The sequence below is a fragment of the Yoonia sp. 2307UL14-13 genome, assembly GCF_037572755.1.
Taxonomy (GTDB): Bacteria; Pseudomonadota; Alphaproteobacteria; order Rhodobacterales; family Rhodobacteraceae; genus Yoonia.
Genome location: NZ_JBBIFZ010000013.1, coordinates 1 through 21,222, shown reverse-complemented (window position 1 = coordinate 21,222; position 21,222 = coordinate 1). Strand labels below are relative to the sequence as shown.

At 57.5% G+C, this 21,222-nt stretch carries 21 protein-coding genes; 5 read left to right on the top strand and 16 right to left on the bottom strand.

Annotation, left to right across the window (positions count from 1 at the left end; all coding sequences use genetic code 11):
* Positions 1-116 precede the first annotated feature (116 nt).
* Positions 117-1,055 (bottom strand): DUF6862 domain-containing protein, encoded by a 939-nt coding sequence (locus tag V8J85_RS19650; RefSeq protein ID WP_339955488.1) that lies wholly within the window; start codon positions 1,053-1,055, stop codon positions 117-119.
* A gap of 28 nt (positions 1,056-1,083) precedes the next feature.
* On the opposite strand from V8J85_RS19650, the gene V8J85_RS19645 reads away from it, so the two are divergent.
* Positions 1,084-1,224 (top strand): hypothetical protein, encoded by a 141-nt coding sequence (locus V8J85_RS19645; RefSeq protein ID WP_339955487.1) that lies wholly within the window; start codon positions 1,084-1,086, stop codon positions 1,222-1,224.
* Between the two features lie 19 nt (positions 1,225-1,243).
* Here V8J85_RS19645 and V8J85_RS19640 read toward each other — a convergent pair whose 3' ends face one another.
* The 4 genes from V8J85_RS19640 to V8J85_RS19625 form a co-directional block, all read right to left on the bottom strand.
* Positions 1,244-1,528, bottom strand: a complete 285-nt coding sequence (locus V8J85_RS19640) for a hypothetical protein (protein ID WP_339955486.1) — start codon at positions 1,526-1,528, stop codon at positions 1,244-1,246.
* An 11-nt stretch (positions 1,529-1,539) separates the two neighbouring features.
* On the bottom strand, positions 1,540-3,468 hold the full coding sequence (locus V8J85_RS19635; RefSeq protein WP_339955485.1) for a DUF637 domain-containing protein: 1,929 nt from the start codon (positions 3,466-3,468) through the stop codon (positions 1,540-1,542).
* Between the two features lie 131 nt (positions 3,469-3,599).
* A complete protein-coding gene (locus V8J85_RS19630; protein ID WP_339955484.1) occupies positions 3,600-3,992 on the bottom strand; it encodes a DUF6911 family protein in 393 nt (130 codons plus the stop codon).
* Entirely contained in the window at positions 3,989-5,731 is a 1,743-nt protein-coding gene (locus tag V8J85_RS19625) for a cytidine deaminase-like fold-containing protein (protein ID WP_339955483.1), read from the bottom strand. Before V8J85_RS19625 ends, V8J85_RS19630 begins: the two co-directional genes overlap by 4 nt.
* Between V8J85_RS19625 and V8J85_RS19620 the strand changes: the two genes are divergently transcribed.
* Positions 5,730-5,912: a hypothetical protein gene (locus V8J85_RS19620; RefSeq protein WP_339955482.1), complete on the top strand. Its 183-nt coding sequence runs from the start codon at positions 5,730-5,732 to the stop codon at positions 5,910-5,912. The genes V8J85_RS19625 and V8J85_RS19620 overlap by 2 nt on opposite strands.
* A gap of 389 nt (positions 5,913-6,301) precedes the next feature.
* On the opposite strand, the gene V8J85_RS19615 is transcribed toward V8J85_RS19620, so the two are convergent.
* From V8J85_RS19615 to V8J85_RS19570, 10 genes are all read right to left on the bottom strand, one after another.
* Positions 6,302-6,712, bottom strand: coding sequence for a hypothetical protein (locus V8J85_RS19615; protein WP_339955481.1), 411 nt, complete (start codon positions 6,710-6,712; stop codon positions 6,302-6,304).
* A 59-nt stretch (positions 6,713-6,771) separates the two neighbouring features.
* A complete protein-coding gene (locus V8J85_RS19610; protein WP_339955480.1) occupies positions 6,772-7,101 on the bottom strand; it encodes a hypothetical protein in 330 nt (109 codons plus the stop codon).
* A complete protein-coding gene (locus V8J85_RS19605; RefSeq protein ID WP_339955479.1) occupies positions 7,101-12,998 on the bottom strand; it encodes a two-partner secretion domain-containing protein in 5,898 nt (1,965 codons plus the stop codon). The genes V8J85_RS19610 and V8J85_RS19605 overlap by 1 nt, the downstream gene beginning before the upstream one ends.
* Before the next feature lie 50 nt (positions 12,999-13,048).
* Positions 13,049-14,629 (bottom strand): ShlB/FhaC/HecB family hemolysin secretion/activation protein, encoded by a 1,581-nt coding sequence (locus V8J85_RS19600; RefSeq protein WP_339955478.1) that lies wholly within the window; start codon positions 14,627-14,629, stop codon positions 13,049-13,051.
* A gap of 11 nt (positions 14,630-14,640) precedes the next feature.
* Entirely contained in the window at positions 14,641-15,399 is a 759-nt protein-coding gene (locus tag V8J85_RS19595; protein ID WP_339955477.1) for a tetratricopeptide repeat protein, read from the bottom strand.
* 206 nt (positions 15,400-15,605) lie between these two features.
* Positions 15,606-16,025, bottom strand: a complete 420-nt coding sequence (locus tag V8J85_RS19590; protein WP_339955476.1) for a hypothetical protein — start codon at positions 16,023-16,025, stop codon at positions 15,606-15,608.
* Between the two features lie 184 nt (positions 16,026-16,209).
* Positions 16,210-16,905, bottom strand: coding sequence for an HNH endonuclease (locus V8J85_RS19585; protein ID WP_339955475.1), 696 nt, complete (start codon positions 16,903-16,905; stop codon positions 16,210-16,212).
* 31 nt (positions 16,906-16,936) lie between these two features.
* Positions 16,937-18,400, bottom strand: a complete 1,464-nt coding sequence (locus V8J85_RS19580) for a TnsA endonuclease N-terminal domain-containing protein (RefSeq protein ID WP_339955474.1) — start codon at positions 18,398-18,400, stop codon at positions 16,937-16,939.
* Positions 18,401-18,591: 191 nt separating this feature from the next.
* Complete coding sequence (locus V8J85_RS19575) at positions 18,592-18,819, bottom strand: helix-turn-helix domain-containing protein (RefSeq protein ID WP_339955473.1); 228 nt, start codon at positions 18,817-18,819, stop codon at positions 18,592-18,594.
* 59 nt (positions 18,820-18,878) lie between these two features.
* Complete coding sequence (locus V8J85_RS19570) at positions 18,879-19,136, bottom strand: helix-turn-helix domain-containing protein (RefSeq protein ID WP_339955472.1); 258 nt, start codon at positions 19,134-19,136, stop codon at positions 18,879-18,881.
* 102 nt (positions 19,137-19,238) lie between these two features.
* Between V8J85_RS19570 and V8J85_RS19565 the strand changes: the two genes are divergently transcribed.
* The 3 genes from V8J85_RS19565 to V8J85_RS19555 all read left to right on the top strand — a co-directional run bounded on the left by V8J85_RS19565 (position 19,239) and on the right by V8J85_RS19555 (position 20,460).
* Positions 19,239-20,006, top strand: coding sequence for a division plane positioning ATPase MipZ (locus V8J85_RS19565; RefSeq protein ID WP_339955471.1), 768 nt, complete (start codon positions 19,239-19,241; stop codon positions 20,004-20,006).
* On the top strand, positions 20,003-20,161 hold the full coding sequence (locus V8J85_RS19560; RefSeq protein ID WP_339955470.1) for a hypothetical protein: 159 nt from the start codon (positions 20,003-20,005) through the stop codon (positions 20,159-20,161). The genes V8J85_RS19565 and V8J85_RS19560 overlap by 4 nt, the downstream gene beginning before the upstream one ends.
* A 77-nt stretch (positions 20,162-20,238) precedes the next feature.
* Complete coding sequence (locus V8J85_RS19555; protein ID WP_339955469.1) at positions 20,239-20,460, top strand: hypothetical protein; 222 nt, start codon at positions 20,239-20,241, stop codon at positions 20,458-20,460.
* 10 nt (positions 20,461-20,470) lie between these two features.
* Here V8J85_RS19555 and V8J85_RS19550 read toward each other — a convergent pair.
* The coding region (locus tag V8J85_RS19550) for an IS3 family transposase (protein ID WP_339955468.1) at positions 20,471-21,222 on the bottom strand (752 nt) is incomplete at its 5' end.

Below are 21,222 nucleotides of genomic sequence, written 5' to 3'. Positions count from 1 at the left end.
AGATGTTCTACAATCCGAAACGCAAGCACACAAACAACGGCATGCTGTCGCCCGTTGACTTCGAAGAAAGACAGCTCAAACTAAAACAGGCGGGTGTCTAGGAAACTAGGGGCACCTCAACCAAGGCCAAGATCCAAGGCTCCACCGATGCTGTCATATTGGCGGATTGCCTCAACCGTTGCATCGTAGTTCGACAGCAGATCAAGCGTCGCCTGTAGATTTTCACGGTTCGCCTGGTCAATCGCGAACCGCGGATTGTAATCACGCCCGGCTTCGGCGAGACGCGCGTTGTGAACAGTTGTCGGGCTATGATAACCCCACCGCTCGAACCCAAGCGGCGTGCCACCGCATACAGTCGCGCCGCGGCTTTCTGCAGCGCAAAGAGCGTCAGCGACATAGGCGCGACAGAGTGGACTGGTGGGATCAGCGTCACAGGCCGCTTGGAGTTCTCTGTCGGTAAATGCGTCAAGGCCCTCAAAATAGGCAATTCGTTCGGTCAGAAACTGTATTTCGGCAGCGCTGCAATCGCCATTTTCCTCGCACGCGGCAAGGTTGGCCCGTGCCGTCTCGAGCTTGTCAGACTGATCGTGCCAAAGGTAGTTATTCACGACCCCTGATTTGGCGATATTTGCAGCATTGCTGACATTAACAGCCTGTCCGCCCGAGGTCGTATACCCAACAGCGGCACCCAGCAGATTTGCCTGCGCCGTAACATCACGCTCCCATGCTGCATAGATCGTAGCGTAATCTTCATCGGTCTGCCCTCGCAGCCGTTCAGGCGCGCCTTCTTGCAGCCCTGCAAAGACGGATTGCGCTATCCCGGCCGCCGCTCCCGACGCGCAGTTGCCGCCAAGCCCTTCTGCCGCCGCACAACCCACGGCCCCATGCAGCAGCGCATGGGGCAGGCTACCCTCGGCGTACGTTCCCGCGCTGACACCATCCCCGATCCCCTCCTGCAGGTCGGCCATGGCGAGGTTGATCGTGGCTGCGGCGGGAGCGCAGATGGTCAGAAACCACAAGACGCACTGCGCAAGAAGAAATCTGGCCAAGATCATACTGTCAGATTGGCACGGCCAAGCGTTTATGACCATCCTCGCAGGCTTCATCGGCAATCCAAATTTCGGCAAAAGCTATGCCGTCAATCTCAACCATGCCCACGAAGAACTCCAAGATTTGGTTGAGCGGGTGACCATCGAACTGGAGCAGCAGAGCGTAGCAAAATAGTTGGAACGTTGACTGCCGCTCAATCAGGTTTTGCGTACTTCTTGTTGAGTTTGTCGAAGGAAATTTCACCGCTTCGCAGCGCAATAAACTCTTTCTTCGTCATCTCAGCGTTGACAAATTTGGTCATATAGTGCCCGCTGTCGAACTGGAAAAAGTAAGCGCCATCTGAGCAAAAAGCCTTGCAGTGCATCCCCAAAAGTTCGGTCTCACTCCCTTTTGCATTACAAAAATAATACTCTCCGTCCCTCAACTCTAAGTGGCGGTCTCTTTTTTCGGTATCAATCTTCAAAGGCTTCAGCTTCACAACGACCTCCACTAAAACTCTATTTCAATGAGTGGTGCATTTCTTAGGTCAACAACGGCTTCGGCTGTGCCACCCGATGTAAATCCACCCGGCAACCATTGAGTATTGGCTCCGCCTTCGTTCCCACTTGGTATCCTAATTCCACTAAGGTTTTCCGGCGGAACATAAAGGGCCACTGAATCGCCATTTGAAAGCGTACCTGCGTCAAGCCCCAATTTTTGCTCCACTACTCTCATGTTGCCACCAGCATCCGACACGATCTGATCAAACTCGGATTTGGGCATGACGAATGCATCCGGTCCACCCGCAGTTCCATAAGTTTCGAGGTTCTCAAGTGTCGTAAACCTAACAGCACCATCATCAAAACGGCCTAAGTGAGCATCAATTTCAGCTTGCGACATATAAGTCGAAGGTTCAGGTCGTTGGCCACGTGCCGTGCCAGTAATTTCGTCAATTTGGCTCTGCGAGAGATTTGGCCCTGCATTATTTGCAGTACCATCCCCGATGCGCACTGCCTGAACACCATCGCCAACATCGTCGATGCGCCCAATCACCCGACCGCCGCGCAGGATTGCAAAGCCGCCGGCGCCCAGTTCGACCAACGCAGCACCGGTATCCAGCAGGGCCTCGACCTGTGTGGCATCCTCTTTGGAAAGGCCCGCCATCTGCCCGATCGTGACATAGGGATTCTCGACCGGTTCTCCCGTGGCGACCGAACTGACGCCATCCACAAGTTCATCCGCGCTGCCGACGACCGCTGCGGCACCGGCAAGATAGCAGGTCGCCCCGAGACTGTAGACGCAGGTGACGCCGACACCCGCCGTGGCAAGACTGCCAACACCGACATTCATCCAGCCATCATAGCGCGCAATCCGCGCGGTGATTTCCGCCTGAGCCGCCTCAACAGTTGCAATCTCACCATCCATGAGGCGCTCGTAAACATCGACCGCCAGCACATCGAAATTGCGTTCCCAGTCTATGTCGCCTGCCGCGATACCGGCACCAACATCAAAACGCCCACTGTTGTTCCAGCCGTCATAACGCCACTCCAGGAACTCCTTTGCAGCACTGATATGTGCCCGGCACTCTGCAACGCGCCCACCTTCACAGGCCGCAATCATGTCGCGTGTGTTTTGAGTTGACGTTGCCGTAAGTTCGCGAAGTTTCTCTTGTATCTCCAATGAGCGTTCGCCGCGCAGGCAGGCCACGGCATCTCCGAACGGGCTGCAGATTTGCTCAAGTTCAGCCAGCAGATCCTGTGCAACCGCGATTTCGTCATGTTTCAGGTAGTTGTTAAGGAACCCGGACTGCGAAATCGACGCAGCATTCGAGACATTCACGGCCTTGCCGCCCGACGTCAGATAGCCGGTCAGAGCACCAAGCATCTCGGCTTGATCGGCAAGCTGGTTTCTCCAAGCGTTGTTGGCCGATGCAAACGCCTCATCAGAGGTAAAATCCCCCCGTTCCGGCGCATCTTCCTGCAGCCCTGCAAAGACCGACTGCGCGATCCCGGCTGTCGCCCCAGATGCGCAGTTGCCGTCCAGCGCCTCGGCTGCCGCACATCCTACTGCTCCGTGGAGCAGCGCGTGGGGCAGGCTGCCCTCGGCGTACGTTCCCGCGCTGACACCATCCCCGATCCCCTCCTGCAGGTCGGCCATGGCGAGGTTGATCGCCGCGCTTTCCACGCCGCCGCCGAACGCCTCGAGGAAGTCGATATCATCGTAGACGGCTGTCGTGAGCCCCGCGGTTAGCGTGGCGTCGATCCCTGCGTCCACAAGCCCCGCGACGGTCAGGTGGCTGCCGAACCCGGCTACGTCGAACGCCGACGTGTTGGCCCAATCCATGCCGTCGAACGAGCCGCCAAAGGTCTCAATATCCACCCCCGCCGTCAGCCCTGCGGAGAGGCCTGAGAAGCTGGCGGCGCCGACGATGGCGCTCACATTGACGTCGCCTGCGACGACGCCAGCGGGGGTTTCGACGGTTATTGCAGGGTGGAGTTGCTCAGGGAGTACAGAAGTGCTTCCTCCCAGCGTAAGCGCAAATAGCAGAGTGCGGATGATGATCACAACACTCAGGAGAAATGCTCCAATGACACTTTTCCGGTTTCCCAGAATTCCTTGAAGTACTTGAAGACATAAGAGAAATCGGTGCAGACACTGGCTTCACTCCAAAGATCGCCCAGCACGTCTGTTAGTTTATGTGGATCACCGCAGGAGTTTGGCTCTATGAAATCGTAGACCTCCTCATCGTCCTCGGTGTTTAACAAGTGTGACAAGACGTAGCGTGTGCCATCATATCTGACCTGCAGAGTGTCAATTCCATATGGGTTGCCTTCCAAAAGATCCAAACCAACGCAACCGTGTGACTTTTTGAGGATGGTCAGTTTCTCAAATACTTGTTGCCAGGTTGGCTGCTGCCATGAACCGTTGTGCTTGCTTACGTCAGAAGACAAACAGAACTTCATTGTTCTTCCACCATTCTCCTACCCATTGTTCCATCAGCGTTCCGCGTCCACGTAAGAGTACGACCGGTTGCGACCTCATGTATTGTGAGGCGATTCAAACCTGCCCGATCTGCCATATGACGCATATCGCTGAGACAATGGTCGCAAACTCGCTGTCCCGATACAGTCATTTTCATTGATGCCCCCTGCGTTAGACCCCTGTCATACGCCTGCTGAATGGCCCCAATCTCGGCATGCGCAGTTGCCATGTTGCCGTTCGGTAAGTCTCTACCACGTCGTGCCTCCTTGGCAGCGACAAGATCCGAGATCAGCGTTGGCGCTGCCGGGTCAGCTTGATTGGCAGGCCTTGCAGTTTGATTGTGATCGACGATGCGTTGGCCATTTATTTCTGCGGTTGCCGTAACGGTGGGTTGACCACGCAATTCTCCGGTTGTCGTCGTAGGAGCCGGTCGCGTCGCGCCGAACCCACCGGCGACCACAAGAACGCCTTCCAGCATGTTCATTGTCGCCTGTAGACGCCCCGCTGACAGGTAAACGTCGCTATGCTCATCAAGCAACACGAGCGTTGATTGGTACTCTTCCAATTTCCAGCGCTCTGTCTCAGCGAGGTCATCCCAAAATGGATCGCCGGTCAGTTCTTCGCCATATTCAGCATAACGTGCCAATGCTTCCGAGAAACTTCCCGAAAAATCTGCGTGGGCATATGCCTCCATCGGGTTGCGCGGGAAAAGACCAACCGCTTGCGCCGCCTGCAGGACGAGATCGCGACAGAGCGACCCTCCGCGGTCTGCCTCACATTCCTCCCGGATTCTTGCGTCGCGCCCCTCGTCAAGCGCCGTCCAATAATCGATGGTATCCTCAAGCGCGGCGATTTCGGCTTGCGTGCATTGCCCCGTTGCATTGCACTCCTCCAATGCGCGACGGGCCTTGATCCGCTCGCTCTCTTCCATATGGCTGAGGTAGTTGTTGAGTGACCCGGACCGCGCAATACTCGCTGCGTTGCTAACATTAATAGCAGCGCCTCCAGATGTGGCATAACCAACAGCGGCGCCCAACAGGTTTGCCTGACCCGCAACGTCGTTTTTCCATGCTGCATAGATCGTAGCGTAATCTTCATCGGTCTGCCCTCGCAGCCGTTCAGGCGCGCCTTCCTGCAGCCCTGCAAATACCGATTGCGCAATGCCTGCAGCCGCGCCTGATGCACAATCGCCGCCAAGCCCTTCCGCAGCAGCACACCCGACAGCGCCATGCAGCAGCGCGTGCGGCAGGCTGCCCTCGGCGTACGTTCCTGCGCTGACACCATCCCCGATCCCCTGTTGCAGGTCCGCCATGGCAAGGTTGATCGCAGCACTTTCCACGCTGCCGCCGAATGCTTCGAGGAAGTCGATATCATCGTGGACAGCCGTATTCAGCCCCGCCGTCAACGTGGCGTCGATCCCTGCGTCCACAAGCCCCGCGACGGTCAGGTGGCTGCCGAACCCGGCTACGTCGAACGCCGACGTGTTGGCCCAATCCATGCCGTCGAACGAGCCACCAAAGGTCTCAATATCCACCCCCGCCGTCAGCCCTGCGGAGAGGCCCGAGAAGCTGGCGGCGCCGACGATGGCGTTGATATCCACGTCGCCTGCGACGACACCGGCGGTTGTTTCGACCGTGAGCGGGGTGTGTGCAGAGGCAGGCGCGCCGAACGTGTTAAGCCAGAGGCACAGCTGAATGACAAAAAGGCGGGCTGCAGTCATGAAGTCAGACTGGCACACTCGGACACGCACGGCCATACTCGCCAGATTCATCGGCAATCCGCATTTGGGCAAATCCTACGCCGTCAATCTCAACCATGCCCACGAAGAGCCGCAAGATTTGGTTGAGCGGGTGACTATCGAATTGGAGCTGATCAACTTCGCTAAAGAGTTGGATTCGTGATCTACTATTTTAGTCTCCGCTAAGCATCATCCGTTTCATAGGGAAAATCGGGTTCAATGCGGTACCGAATACCAACGCTGGCCAACAAAGATACCGCAGATTGTACAGTTCTAGCTCTATCTTTGATAACTTCAGCTGCGGCTTCTTGCAACATATTGCGAGCCTGCAAAAAATTCACGTTTGATACACTAGAGATTGCCTTCACGTGCTCCGTGTTTCTGAAGTCACCGCCTACCAGTATGACTCGATATTCTTGTGTATCCGAGTCGATAGGTGGAATGAAAGTAGCTGCTACAAGCCACTTTTGACACTTGGAACAATACAAACCTTGCGTACTACCCTCTACTTTCGCCTCAGCTTCGCAATCCGGGTATTCGCATTCTAACGCCTTAGTCCGCAACATTTCCTCCAGGTACAAACGTATTGAACTGTCCTTGATTGGACAAATCAGGCAATCCATTGGCGCCACGTGGAGCAACAACCATTTGCCCATTTGGATAGGCCCAGAGAATATCACTTGGTGCCTCAACTGTGACATTGAGTGAATTCGCCAAGTTTTGAGTGAAACCAGTATCGCACTGACCAGTAGAACATGAAAGCAACCTAATACTCTGACCGTTGTAGCCTGGTTGTTGCTGGATCAAACGAGCCGCTGTCCGATGATCAACTAGCACGTTTCCATTGGGTGTATTGATTTGAATTTGATTGGAGTTGCCATGTGCAACAACATCAAAATACTCGTTGGGATCAACATCAGTTCGGTTTCTAGCATTCAAAAAGAAACCATCTACGTCATCCATAAAGTTTACTGCACCAGCTGACGGCAGTCCATTATTTGTGGCAATAGATCGTTACATTTTCATGTCTCTCTCCTTTTAAATACCACTCTGGTGTCATCTGTGAAATTGCTTGCAAGCGGCTCTGCGCCAATTCTGATTTTGCCGACTATTTTCTGATATGAGCAAGACGAAAGCTGTTGTTTCACGTCTTCGATGAATATTGAGAACTCATCGACCGAATCAAAAAACTCATCGCTATCCTGTTGATTTTCTTCGAGCAACCAAGCTTCTACAACCCAATGATCCCCCGCAAACTCAAGTGTCACTACTCTAAAGTTGCCTGAGATCACCCCAAGCAATGCCTGGACAAGCATCAGAACGTACCAATTCCAATCAGATAGCGAAGGCATCACGGTGTCCAGTTTGGATTTACAGGAACAATGCTTGGGCTAGCAGTCCCCTTTACGATGAATACGTTCGTTTGCTGGTTAGTTATACCAGCACCTACATTGTTGTTGATACCCGTTACTCCATTGAAACGTACGACGGGGAACCCTTGTGATGTCTGCCCCAAAATCACTGCATCACCACTATGATATGCATCGAGCACTCTTTGCGCATCTGCTTGGCTAGAAAGTGTTCCGCCACCGCGATATTCAGGTCGGCCATCTATGTGCCGATTTTGCTTTTGACTTACAGTTGTTCTTACTTGTGGGAAGTCAGCGGTAGTCAATCCTGTAGTATTTGTAGCACCACCATCCCCGATGCGAACTACCGGTGCACTGCTACCGGCATCATCAATGCGTCCGATCACCCGACCGCCGCGCAGGATTGCAAAGCCGCCGGCGCCCAGTTCGACCAACGCAGCACCGGTATCCAGCAGGGCCTCGACCTGTGTGGCATCCTCTTTGGAAAGGCCCGCCATCTGCCCGATCGTGACATAGGGATTCTCGACCGGTTCTCCCGTGGCGACCGAACTGACGCCATCCACAAGTTCATCCGCGCTGCCGACGACCGCTGCGGCACCGGCAAGATAGCAGGTCGCCCCGAGACTGTAGACGCAGGTGACGCCGACACCCGCCGTGGCAAGACTGCCAACACCGACATTCATCCAGCCATCATAGCGCGCAATCCGCGCGGTGATTTCCGCCTGAGCCGCCTCAACAGTTGCAATCTCACCATCCATGAGGCGCTCGTAAACATCGACCGCCAGCACATCGAAATTGCGTTCCCAGTCTAGGTCGCCTGCTGCGATACCGGCACCAACATCAAAACGCCCACTGTTGTTCCAGCCGTCATACCGCCATTCGAGGAACTCCTTTGCAGCACTGATATGTGCCCGGCACTCTGCAACGCGCCCACCTTCACAGGCCGCAATCATGTCGCGTGTGTTTTGAGTTGACGTTGCCGTAAGTTCGCGAAGTTTCTCTTGTATCTCCAATGAGCGTTCGCCGCGCAGGCAGGCCACGGCATCTCCGAACGGGCTGCAGATTTGCTCAAGTTCAGCCAGCAGATCCTGTGCAACCGCGATTTCGTCATGTTTCAGGTAGTTGTTAAGGAACCCGGACTGCGAAATCGACGCAGCATTCGAGACATTTACGGCCTTGCCGCCCGACGTCAGATAGCCGGTCAGAGCACCAAGCATCTCGGCTTGATCGGCAAGCTGGTTTCTCCAAGCGTTGTTGGCCGATGCAAACGCCTCATCAGAGGTAAAATCCCCCCGTTCCGGCGCATCTTCCTGCAGCCCTGCAAAGACCGACTGCGCGATCCCGGCTGTCGCCCCAGATGCGCAGTTGCCGTCCAGCGCCTCGGCTGCCGCACATCCTACTGCTCCGTGGAGCAGCGCGTGGGGCAGGCTGCCCTCGGCGTACGTTCCCGCGCTGACACCATCTCCGATCCCGGTCTGCAGGTCGGCCATGGCGAGGTTGACGGCAGACGCTTCCAGATTGTCTGCAAAACTGTCGAGGAAGTCGGTGTCATGAACGGCCGTGTTCAGCCCGGCGGTCAGCGTGGCGTCGATCCCGCTTTCGACCAGATTTGCAAACGTCAGGCCATCGCCGAAGCCATAGGCCGTCTCAGCCCATGCCATCCCTTCAAAGGAACCACCGAATGTATCGAGATTGATCCCACTGGTCAGCCCTGCGGAGAGGCCCGAGAAGCTGGCGGCGCCGACGATGGCGTTGATATCCACGTCGCCTGCCACCACGCCAGCGGTCGTTTCGACCACGAGGGTCGCGGCGAAGCTGGTGGATGCTGCGTTGATGCCTGTGGCCAGGGCGGTGTTCGCTGCGGCCCCCAGCGTTTCTGCAATCTGCAGCACTTCCAGACCACCCAGCCCCTGCGTGACGGCAATGGTCAGCAGCGCCTTGAAGGCCGGGTTGAGCGCCCGTTGCCGGTCATAGAAATGGTAGCTGACGAGTTCAATGGGCTCGTTGATTGTGTCGTCACGCCCCAACACGCCGTCGAGATAGGCGTATTCGGCCCCGTTTGCGCCTGTGGGCAGGGCGACCTGCCGGACGCGGAATTCACCTTCCTCGGTCCATTCGCCACCCTCGCGCCAGTGCCGGTTATCTTCTTCCTCTTCTGTTGCCTGCTCGGCGAGGCTGCGCAGGAAGTTCTTGCCATCATCGCCCGATCCTTGGTCTTTCGCGGGTGAGTCGATGCCCAGATAGGCGTTGGCCAGCATGGACCGGCCGTTTTCGGCCTCGGTCGTCCATGTCGCGGGGTGCGCGCTGTCAAAGAGCGGGTCGCGGATGGCGGACAGGACGATCTGGGAGTCCGGATCGAGGTTGACCCCGCCTGCGGCCGTGATCCGGTTGAAGGTGACGCTTTCGGAGATGTCCTCGACCGTGGTGTCGGTCATGATGACGCCGTTGTCGCGGTGGGTGAAGGTGAACTGGTAATCCTGATTGATCGCGGCCAGCAGGTAGGTCGTGCCGCTGACCTTGGTGACGAACTGCCCGCCTGCGTTGAAGTCCACCGCCGTGAGCGTCAGGTCACCGCCCGAGTTCAGCGCGATGTCACCGGCGGTGTCGGCAAAGACGCCACGCGCGATGGAATGGGCGTTATTGTCGGTGGATGAGTTGTTGATCAGACCCCAGGCCGTGCTGTTCTTGCGGTAGCTGGTTTCGGCGAAGAGATCGAACGGTGCTGCGAAGACGGAACTGCCATTGACCGACACCATCGACAACTGGCCGGGCGCCACATCCGCCCCGGCGACACCGGGGATCACAAAGCGGCTGCCTTCGACATAGATGTTATTGTCGGCGACGCCGGTGATGGCGGCCGCCTCGATCTCCACCACCTCGTTGGTGATGCGGGTCGTCATCCGCTCGCGAACCTTGGTGTTGAAGCCAAAGGCCCCGGACTTCTTGCGCCGGTAGTCGCGGAAATAGAAGTCCTGGACCGCGGCCAGTATCAGATCACCGTCCTGCGCGATCATGCCCACATTGCCACCAGCGGTCAGATTGGCCCCTTCGAGGACGATGTTGTTCCGGCCCGAAGCATTGCCCGACGACAGGAGCATGATGTCCCCATCCGCCGTCAGGCTGGTCGTGAGGTGATCGACCCGTTCGACATAGTCCCGGTTGGAGCCGCGCCGATCCCCCTTGGCCGAGGCGAGGCGCAATGCGCCAATCGTGATATCGCCGCCCGCGAGAAGCGTGATGTTGTCGCCGGCCTCAATCCGCGCCCCGGTGGCGGTGATCGCATCGCGGGCGGTCAGGACAATCGTGCTGCCCGCAACCAGAGAGGCCGCAGGGACCGCGATGTCCTCACGATCGGTATCACCGCTACGCTGGAAGAACGTCACACCCTGTTCCGTCACCAGCGTCTGCGCACCCGTCACGATCTCGATATTGTTGCCGACGACGGCGATGTTCTCGGCAGAGATCGTGCCACCGGTGGAGCGAAACGTGTCGCTGACGGCGATGCTCAGGTTGTTCGTCGCCCGGATGTTCCCGGAATTGTCAAAATTGCGGGTGCGCACGTCCACATTGCGCCCGGTGATCATCGCGCCGCTCAGACCCGCAAACCGGATTTCGGGGTTCGCCAGGTAGACCTTGGGGGCCAGCACCCGCTCACCGTCGATGACCGTCTCTTCCAGCCAGATGATGTCGCTGGTCAGCGCCCCGATCTGATCGGGGGTCAGGGCCACGCCGGGGGTCAGGTCGAGGTTTTCCAACTCGTTGATGGCGTTATTGTACATCGCCTCGATCTGGGCGCGCTCGTCAAGACCCGTCGTCAGGATCAGCTGGCCCAGCAGCTCCTGTAGCTGCTTGCGGATCAGAAGAGCTTCGGCATAGGCGTCGCCAAACCGGCGCAGTTCGGGATCGTATTCGATGGCTTGCAGGAAGTAATCCGAGGACACAAACTGATCGAGATCGACAAATTCGGGGCGGGTTTCGACGAGGAATTCCGCATCCGGGTCACGGTTGACGACCACAAGATCGGGGTTGCCGATGGAATCGATGCTGATATCGCTCAGATCGGTGTTGGATGGCCCTGCGCGGTTATTGGTGATCGCCGTCTGCGCGCCATTCTGGATATAGCCTTCAATCTCGGTCAGATCGAGGTTGCCACCGGCCTCGATCACGCCGAAGTCTGCGCCGATAAACTCCGCCGTGCCATTGTCGTTGCGGAAATAGTTCCGGCCGATGTTATTGAGCGTGTCGGCGGCGATGGTGATGTCACCAAAGGCCGAGATGCTGCTGTAGGCGTTGGTGACGTCATCCGCGGTGATCGTGATGTTGCCCGCCGACAGGATTTGCGACCGATCGCTGTCATAGTCAAAGCTGTCAGACGTTTGAATCTCTTCATAACAGGTCTGCCGGTCGCATTCCTCACCGGGGGCGATGGTGCCATCCGTCGTGATGTCGTTGTCCACGATGACGGGGGCCGCACGGGTGTTGTTGAAGGTGAGCGCGGCAATGTTGATATCGCCGCCGATGGTTTCCACGACACCGCCGAACTGGTTGGTGAACGCATTCGCCCGGGCGTTGCCGTCGCCCCGGATCGTGATGCCATTGTTCGAGATGATCGTGCCGCCGTTATTGGTGATGTCGGCATCACTGCGCAGGCTCAGCCCGGCATCGCCGAACATCAGCCCTTCATTCGTCAGATCGAGGCTGGTGGTGACCAGAAGGCCGCCATCTGTCGATGCCAGCGTGCCCATGTTGATCAGGCTGCCCGCATCGACATCCAGCGTCTCAACCGAGGTCACATCCGCGTCACTGCCAATGCGGAACGCGCCCGCAATATCCAGATCAAACCGCGTGGCGGTGATCTCTCCATTCGCGCCGACATCCAGATCGCCACCCACATTCAGCAACGCAGCGCTGTCCGCAACCAATCTGGCATTCGCTTCCAGCACCAGATCTTCGGCGCTGGTCACATCCACCTGTTGGGCCGCAACATCACCTTGCACCACAACCCGTTCGGTGCTGCGCACGGTCATGTTCTGGCTGGCGCTGGCATTGTTCATCACCAGACGGCCATCGGCGGTGATGGTCATGCCACCCGCATTGGCTGCCATGTCGCGCGGGGCGCGCACGCCTACGCCGTCTTCGGTGGAGGTGATGGTGATCGCATCGGCAAACATGCCGCCAACCACGGTCGAGTCGATCGCAAGTCCCGTAATCGGGTCGCCTTCGCCACTCTTTTCTGTCACGACGCCGGTGGCGTAGACGACATCATTGCGCCCGGCGACAAGGCGGATCTCACGCCCCTGCACAACGCCACCAACCCGGATCTGTCGCGACAGAATGTCAAAGGTCGTGGTGTCAGACGCATCAAGACCACCGGCACCGATTGCCACCAGACCGTTTTCGACAGAAAAGCCGGTGAATTGATCGCCCGTATATGCTGGTTCACCCGTGGTAATCGTCAACTGGTTCGTGTTGATGAACCCGCAACCGTCACAGGTGATCCCGTTCGGGTTGGCGACAATCACATCCGCCCGCTGGCCGCCGACCTCCAGAAAGCCGTTCAGCACCGATGGGTTGGTCGAGGTCACCTCGTTGAGGATGATCCCCGCCGCCCCGCCGCGCAGATTGCTGTTGCCCTGGATGCGCCCGCCCAGTTGCGTGAGGGCCGTATCCGTATCGGCATTGTTCAGGATCGCGCCGCCCGGCCCGACGCCAAAATCCGTATAGGTATTGTGCGACACGCCATTGGCGTCGGGCGTGTTGATCATCACCATCGGCGTGCCGTTATGGCTGTCGATCACCTGCGGCCCGTTCTCGTCGGCCACGATCTGCTGCGCCAACAGCGGCTGCGTGGTGATCAGACCGATGCAGAGCGCTGACACGGCATTGTTAAAAGAGGTTCTGATCTTGCCTGTCATCGCACATACTTTCCTTAAAAACGGGCCGAGAGAGAAGCCACAAAAATACCATCCGGTGGCGTCGCATCATTGGGCATCCGCAACACCTCCTGATAGCCCACATCAAACGACACGGTCCCCCCGACCGTGCGCAGACCAATGGCCGACCCGATCAGCGGACGCGCCCGGTCGCTGCCATCCACTTCGACAGCGCCCGCATCCAGCGCCGCATAGGTCTGGAAACTGCCGAACCAATCGGTGCGCCCCGCATTCAGCGTCCAGGCCACATCATTGCGCCAGACAGCCCCCGTGCTGCCCGCAAACAGCCCTGCCTCATCCCCATCAAAATCCAGCGTCTTGGCCCCGCGCACCGACGACAGACCACCTACGGTCAGCTGATAGGCTCCATACAGATCATCCTCGCTGTACTGGCCGCGCAGCACACCGGTATAGCTCAACTGGCCGCTCGCGACCTGCCAGGGCCGGTAATAGCTCAGCTCAAAATCACCCAGCTGGAATTGCGGGTTCGGACCAACCAGCGGATCAGCGGCCTCTTCGGCGTCAAAGGCCTCGAGCCCTTGCTCATAGCCGACACGCGCCGTCAGCGAGCCGCCCCACAGGCTGCGTTCCTGTTCCAGATCGATCCGGGCGCTCGACAGGATGCGGCTCGACGCATCGATCTTGATCTCCGCGATCCGGTTGACATTCTCGCGATAGGCAATCGTGCCTGACAATGTCGTCTTGCTGGTCTGGTTGCGGTGCATGACCCGGCTCAGCCCGATATCGGCCGTATGGGTCCAGCCATCCGTGCCAATCGTCGTGATCGGCCCCAGCGTATCGGTCTCGTAATAAGAGTATCGGTAATTGCCCGTCAGCGCCCAACGGCCATAGGGAAAGCGGACCGAGCCGCCGATATTCTCGGACAAGGCGCCACCGGTATCCGAAGAGAACGGATGTGTTTCCACCCCACGGGAATAGTTCAACGCCCAGCTTTCGTTCAGGCCCAAGAGATGATCCCAGGTCACATCCAAGGTGCTCTGGAACTCGCCACGTCCTTCCGTGCCCTGGTTGTTCGCACCAATCCGCAGGGTCCAGGGCTTCTCTGCCGTCGCTGTCACCTCCAGCACCGACTGACCTTCTTCTTCGCCTGCGCTGATCTCCATCGTCGCATCATAGGCGGGCATGCCGCGGATGATTTCGAGGCCCTGTTCGATCTCGCGCAGGTTCGCGGATTTGCCAACAAGGCTGGGGAAGACAATCGCTTGCCAGACCGGGCGGTTCTCGCCGTTGAAGCGGACGGCGGACAATTCGCCCTCGACCACGGTGATATCGAGCGACCGATCCGCGATGTTCTGTTCCGGCAGATAGGCCCGCGCCGTCACATAGCCGCGATCCACATAGAGAAAGGTGATCGCCTCCAACGCACCGTTGATCCCCTCGATATCGAGGCACTGCCCGCGAAACGGGGCCAGCGCATCATCGACCGCCCTGTCGGACAGCAAGGTGATCCCGGTGACGTCGATCATGTCAATCGGAATGCAGGTCACCTGCGCTTGCAGAGCACTTGCCGAAAGGATCAATGCGCCAGCAGACAGTGCTGGCCTGAACACACACATCACGGAAAATCTCAGTTCGCGGTGTTGTCGGCCAGAATGCGGGCTTCGGTCCATTCACGCGCCAGTGCCTGACCTTCGGCGATTTGCGCGGCCGTCAACTGCGCCTCGATCTCGTCGCGCAGCACACCGGCATCGGCCAGACCGCGCACCACCGCCAGATTGGCGTAGGAATAGGCCGTGACCGGATCAGGCGATGCCCCAACCATCAACAGCTTGGCATATTCGTACATGCCGCCAGCATTGCCCAGATCGGCCGATTGCTTCAGATAGGTCGCCGCCTGCTCCACATTGCCCGCATCCAGCGCCGTCTGCCCCAGCACGTTCATCGCCAGGATATTACCCTGATCTGCGGCCTTCTGCCAATAGGACAGGGCGAGGACGTCATTCGTTTCAACGCCGCGCCCCGCGCGATAAGCCAGACCGCAGTTCAACTGCCCATCGGCATCACCCGCATCCGCCGCTTCACACAAGAGCCGCGTGCCTTCCACATAATCCCGCAGCAGCACGCGCCCCTCGTGATACATCAGGCCCAGCCGCACCTGCGCCTTGGTCGCACCACCTTCAGCAGCGGCCGAATACAGGTTCGCCGCTCGCATCTCGTCCTGCTCGGTCCCAAGGCCCAGCTCAAAGAGACGACCCAGATAAAACGCACCCTTCGCATCACCTGCCTCATAAGCGGCCGCAAATTCCGTGGCCGCACCCGACACATCCCCCGCGTTGAGCAGTTCAACACCCTCGGCAACATCGGCCGACGCCGAAACCGTCCACAAGGACGCAACAAAACATAGAGAAGAGGCAGAAAAGTAACGCATATCAGGACCAATCGAGAGAGGGACAGGAGGGGGTGGATAGAACAACCAAAAGACGAATCGTCAACTCCAAATTAACTATCCGTCAACCACGGCCAAGATGCGGCACAAAAATGCGAAAAGTCAGCCGCAACTCTGCAGCCCGGATCAGATCAGCCAGCGTGAACTCAGCTATACTGATCCGAGGTTTCAAGCCCTGACATTCCCTTCTCTAACCAGGCTCTTGGCAGCTCACCCCGATTTGCGGCAATCAATCCGTTCACCATCGCGGCACCCCAATTCGGACTATCACTATTGCCTGTCGGAAACGCCCTGTACTCCATGAATGCGGGAAGGCCCGCCTCGTGTTCATTGTCCGGCTCTCGCGCGACCGGCTGCATACGCCGCGCCACGGGTATATACGCGAACGCAGCTAAATCCTCATCATCTTCGCAAGTGACCGACATGCCGAGGTAAAATCCGCCTTTCATGGAAAACCCGGCATCGTTCATCTCAGCAACAAATTCCGGCAGCCAACCATCATCACCAAGCGAAATATCCGCACGATCGACAACCAACGCGAATTTTTGGATGACATTAGTGGTCATACTTCTCCTCAAAGGTTCTAATCGCTAATCTTAACCAATAACCATGGCCTGAAACAATCAAAGTGGGTCCTCGACAAGTTTGATCGTTGATCTGCCATGCCGGTCTTCGTCGAGACACGCCTCAATAGGGCTACCAGCCCAGGCGACGGCAGTGTGAGCTTGCGGTTTGAAACCCGCCCGGAAGTCATTTCAGCCCCTCGAATGCGCCGAACCCGGGACCGCACTCCCCACCCGCCTCAAGAGCCTCATATGTTGACACCTCGAACCGCCCACACTGGATACCGTCACCTCCCCAGCGACACTGAAAGCAAGGCAGATAGTCGTTGTCGTAGAATTCCGGCTCATTATGTTCCGGGTGGGCTTTGGCATGGCAATCGCGGCATAGCGCTACCAACTGGAACAGGAGCTCATCGCCAACATTGGCATAGGTTGTATGATGCACCACAGTTGCCGGCGCGTCGAGGCACCCTTCGCATACTACGTTAGCGCGCCGCATGACCTTCGACCTCTTGGATTGCCATGCCCGTGTCCGCCGATATGCCTCATATTCGGCCCGCCAGTCGTTGGACTTTACCGCAAGCTCATCGTCTTTTTGCACCTGAAGCCGGATAAATTTGCGCTGAATCTTGCTACGCGCTTCTTTGCGCACCGCAAGGTATGCAGGCTGCAGCTCGTGATCCCAGTTCGGCAAATCGGGTTGCTTGGGCACCGCATTCCCGACAGGCGCGCCGCAATCGAGGCACTGGGCCTTGCACATTGGACCGCCACTGGCTGTCATCTTGACCCGCAACTCAGTTCTCTCACACCCACAGACCGCAGCGTCATGCATGTCGATCTCCGATTGATAGCGGACTGCAAGATCACCAAAAAGCTGCATCATGCCACCGTCCGGGCTTGAGATAATCTTTCGCTCAATCTGCCCCATGCTGAACCTCTTTGGTTGATCGCTTAGTGAAGGGACCAAGCCGGAGGGCAAAATCCAGCCGCGTGCCGAATTTACTTGTTTCTGATGGCCAAAGCTGCGCGCGATAATCAAGATCGTGCGCCAGGGCGAGACTCTGCACCTCATCCACATCCGCGTCATTCGGCCAAGGGCCTAGATGCGCCTTGAGATCCTTAAACCGGAACGTTCCTTTCTCTCGCAGCTTGTCACGGATGACGGATTTCAGTGTGTCGGCCACCGCAACCTTGCGGATCTCGTCACAGCCATCACCATTCCTGTCCACGAGACAGTAACCGACACCCCGCTTGCCAAGATAATCCGTGGCAGCATCAGCCTTGAGTTGAACCTCACGATCCGCAAGCATGGGCCGCGCCTTGATTTCAACGACGAAGACCAGGCCTTCGGTGGTCTTCAGCAGCAAATCCGGGAAATAGCTGCGCGCACCATATTCAGGATCGGCATAAGGTATTTCGAGGGCCTGTGCCACAAACTGATCGACGATCGTGCATTGATCCAAAGCACGGATCAGACGGCGCTCGCCATCGCTTTCGAAGGCAATCATACGCTGCAGACAGGACACAAAGATCTCGCGCTCCCCCTTGCATGAGCGCAATGCTGGCAAGTCAGCATTAACTGGGATTTGGCTAGCGGCCGTGTGTCCACCGAAGGTGGCCTGTTTGAGAACACCCAGGACCAAGGCATCCGCCCGCGATATCCTTTGATCTCTTTTCAACGCCACCTCATGCGTGCGCTCATGTCGTTTTCGCGCACGAGGGAGTTGCACCACGGCCTCTGCATATCTGCCCCTGAGCAATTTGCTTTGTTCGGATGGTAATCCGAGCACAGTTCCTGCAACGCGTAAGACAAGACATCCAAAATCATGGGACACATGCGCTTCGAGAAGAAGGCGTACCAGCCATATCTGGGCGCTGTCATCCTCATCATCCGCATAGCGCGCCACTAGCGTTGCTAGAACCTGCTGACAGGCACGCGGTCTTGTCGTTGAACGGGTTGCCAGCATCCTTTCGGCTTTTTCCTGTATCTGACGGACACGCTCGCGTGTGATGCCGTATGTCTGGCTCAGGTCTTCCAGCCTGACTGCGGCTTGCAGGGCCGATCCAGGATCGAAGCGCTTGAGCGCGATATCCTGGTTGCGCATGCGCATCGCTTCATCATGGCCATGCGGTGAAACAACATGCTGGATGTCGTGCTGAACTGCTTCCCAGATCAGAGAGATCGGATCATCATCCGGGTTAAATTCAAAATCGGGGATTTGTTCTTTAGCTGCCTTTGACGTTGTCTTCTTCGCCTTGGGCGGACGTGTCTTCCGTGCCAGATCAGGCATCATACTTTGACGCTCGGCCTTGGCAAAATGCTGCAGTGGCGGCAGCGGGTCGATCAGGTTACCGGATTTCCTGTCCCGCAGCTGCATGCGCCGCTGACGCGCCCTGATGCCGCCAACGGTGCGCCCGTGGCGGGCGGCTATGTCGGCGGTTGCCATCCCCGCAGCCGTCGCATCGTAAAGCAGGACTTCTTCTTCCCGGCTCCAGAGGCCGCCAGCACCAATGAATTTGATCTCGCCATCATCGCTCAACTGTCGGGCTCACTCCCGCATTCGCAGGATTATGCCGCATCAGCTGCGCCATCAGGCGTCAGAAGTTCGAGATGACTGACCTCAAGTGCCTGCGATAATTCATAAAGCGTGATCACTGTAGGGTTTCGCTGCCCGCGCTCCAAGCCACTCAGGTATTGCTGGCTGAACCCGGAACGTGCCTCAACATCCTCTTGGGTGAGCCCTTTCTGTTTTCTGAGCCTGGCAAAATTCCGGCCGACGAGTTTGCGCACATCCATGAGCCAAACTATTGCGAAGTACATACTATAATGTTATCAACTATAGTATGTATACCACTCTATATTCTGTGATCCATTTCCGTAGCAACTTCGGCTGCCTGAAGGAGCTGTGCCGCATCAGCTTCCAAAGCACGCGCGAGGACGATCAGTTCTATCACGTCGATGCGCCGCTCACCGCTTTCGACACGCGCAACGAAAGACTGATGACAACGCAGGCGAGCTGCCAGTTCGGCTTGGGTCAGGCTGGCGGTCTTGCGCGCAGCTATCAGCGCTTCACAGAGCGCTTCATGGCCTTTGCTTCTGATTGTTTTTGCCATGCTGACGCGAACTCACTTTCGCATCAGCGCTAATCCAGTTATCAGATTATCTAAAAAATGGATATTGCTATCGTCATTGAACCAGACACAGAGAGGTCAGCCATGCACACCATCACCTTCTTCGCCAACAAGGGCGGCTCTGGCCGCACCATCGCCACGATGGCGCTTGCGTCGGGTTTCTTGTCGCAAGGCAAGCGGGTTGCGGTGATGGACTGCATCGATCTGGCGGGCGGTAGTGCGGATGGCCGCTTTCGTTCGACCTTGCAAAACTGGATGGTGCATATGGCGGCGTGCAGGTTTCGCCCGCCCCAGCTGGAATTGATCGAATGCAAAACGCGCGATGGGGTCGAGGACAGCGCCGCCGCTGCTGACGCGCGCGGCATCGATATCCTCTTGGTCGATACAAAGGCTCGACTGGAAGAACCGCAGCTCGCCGCCCTCGGCCTCGCCGATCTGATCATTGCCCCCGCCATCAGTCCCGTTGAAGCCAAGTGCATCGTTGAGGGAGTCAGCGATTACCTTGGATGTCCAGAACATTTGCTCGGTTTGATCACCGGATGCCGGAATGGCGCACTTGAGGCTGCTGAAACCCGCAAGGCGTTCCGTTACCATCCGGTCCTGCAATCCGAACTGCCTTGGTCCGAAGCTATCTCTGATCAGCTGCTGAATGGTGACATCGCACACTTCGTCTCATCGCTCGCTTGCAAGCCCGACAAACCCGGCTTTGCCCGTTATCGCGATGCGCTGAAGGCATGGGTGGCAGTTCAAAAATTCACATTCGAGGTCGCATGGGCCTTGGAAGGTCAGCGTCTGGAACCGTTTACAGGCGACCAATCCCCGTTCGCTTACAAAAGAAAGGCCGTCGCATGATCCGTTTATCGCTGACCCGTGCCCTTGGTCTGACCTGGCTGGCCGTGCCTGCCCTCGCCGAAAACGCGCTGACGCCCATTATGCGCCTGAGCCCCGCCCCTACCCATACGAGATCCTCGGCCTGCAACCGGGCGATCCACTTGATGATGTTCTAGCCGTCTACGCAGAACGCAGCGACGCTGCTCCAACAAGCGAGAGCGAAGTTCTGCGTGTCCAGTCGCCGGATGGGAATGTGTTTGAGTTCACCTATCAGAAGTTCACGCGCATCGGTGATATCGGCATCAATGGACGTCTCGCCAAAGCGGATCAGGATCAGGTCACGGCGATCCTATCGTCGGATGTGATGGAACGGCGCCCTATGGCCATCCATCGCTCGATCCGTCAGCCAAGTGATCAACTGCCAGAACCACTGGAGCTGAAAGCGCAAATCGAGGAAACTGACCCAGCCCCCTGATCCGGGCGGTTCAGGTGTAGAATCCGTTCCTGTTTCTTTCTGTTGATTTGGTTGCGGTCAAGGCCTGCTGAGCGGATCCTTTGCGGAGCTCAAGCGAGGCAGGCCGGGTGGCACGGTTGAGATTGGCGTAGACTGCCGGGGCCAGCCCGCCGAGTGATGTGTGTGGTCTTTGTGTGTTATAATCGATCCTCCAGTTTTCGATGATCTTTCGGGCTTCGGCGAGATTGCCAAAGATGTGTTCGTTCAAGCATTCATCTCGTAGTCGACCGTTGAAGCTTTCCACGAACGCGTTTTGCGTTGGCTTGCCTGGTGCGATGTAGTGCCAGCCAACTCCAGTGTCCTGACACCACCGCAGCACAGCGTGGGAAGTCATTTCGGTTCCATTGTCTGAGACAATCATGTCGGGTTGGCCGCGCCTGCGGATCAACTCATCCAGTTCACGGGTCATCCGCGCGCCTGACAACGAACGATCCACGACGGTTGCCAGCGCCTCGCGCGTACAATCATCCACGATGCACAGCACGCGGAACCGCTGGCCGTCTGCGAAGGCGTCAGACACGAAGTCCAAAGACCAGCGCTGATTGGCTCGATCCGGCACAAGGATGGGCCTGCGCGTGCCCAAAGCCCTTTTGCGCGACCTTCTGCGACGCACAGCAAGACCTTCTTCACGATACAGCCGGAACAGCTTCTTGTGGTTCACTTCAAACCCCTCTCTAGCAAGCAAGATGCCCAAACGGCGATATCCGAACCGGCGACGTTCAT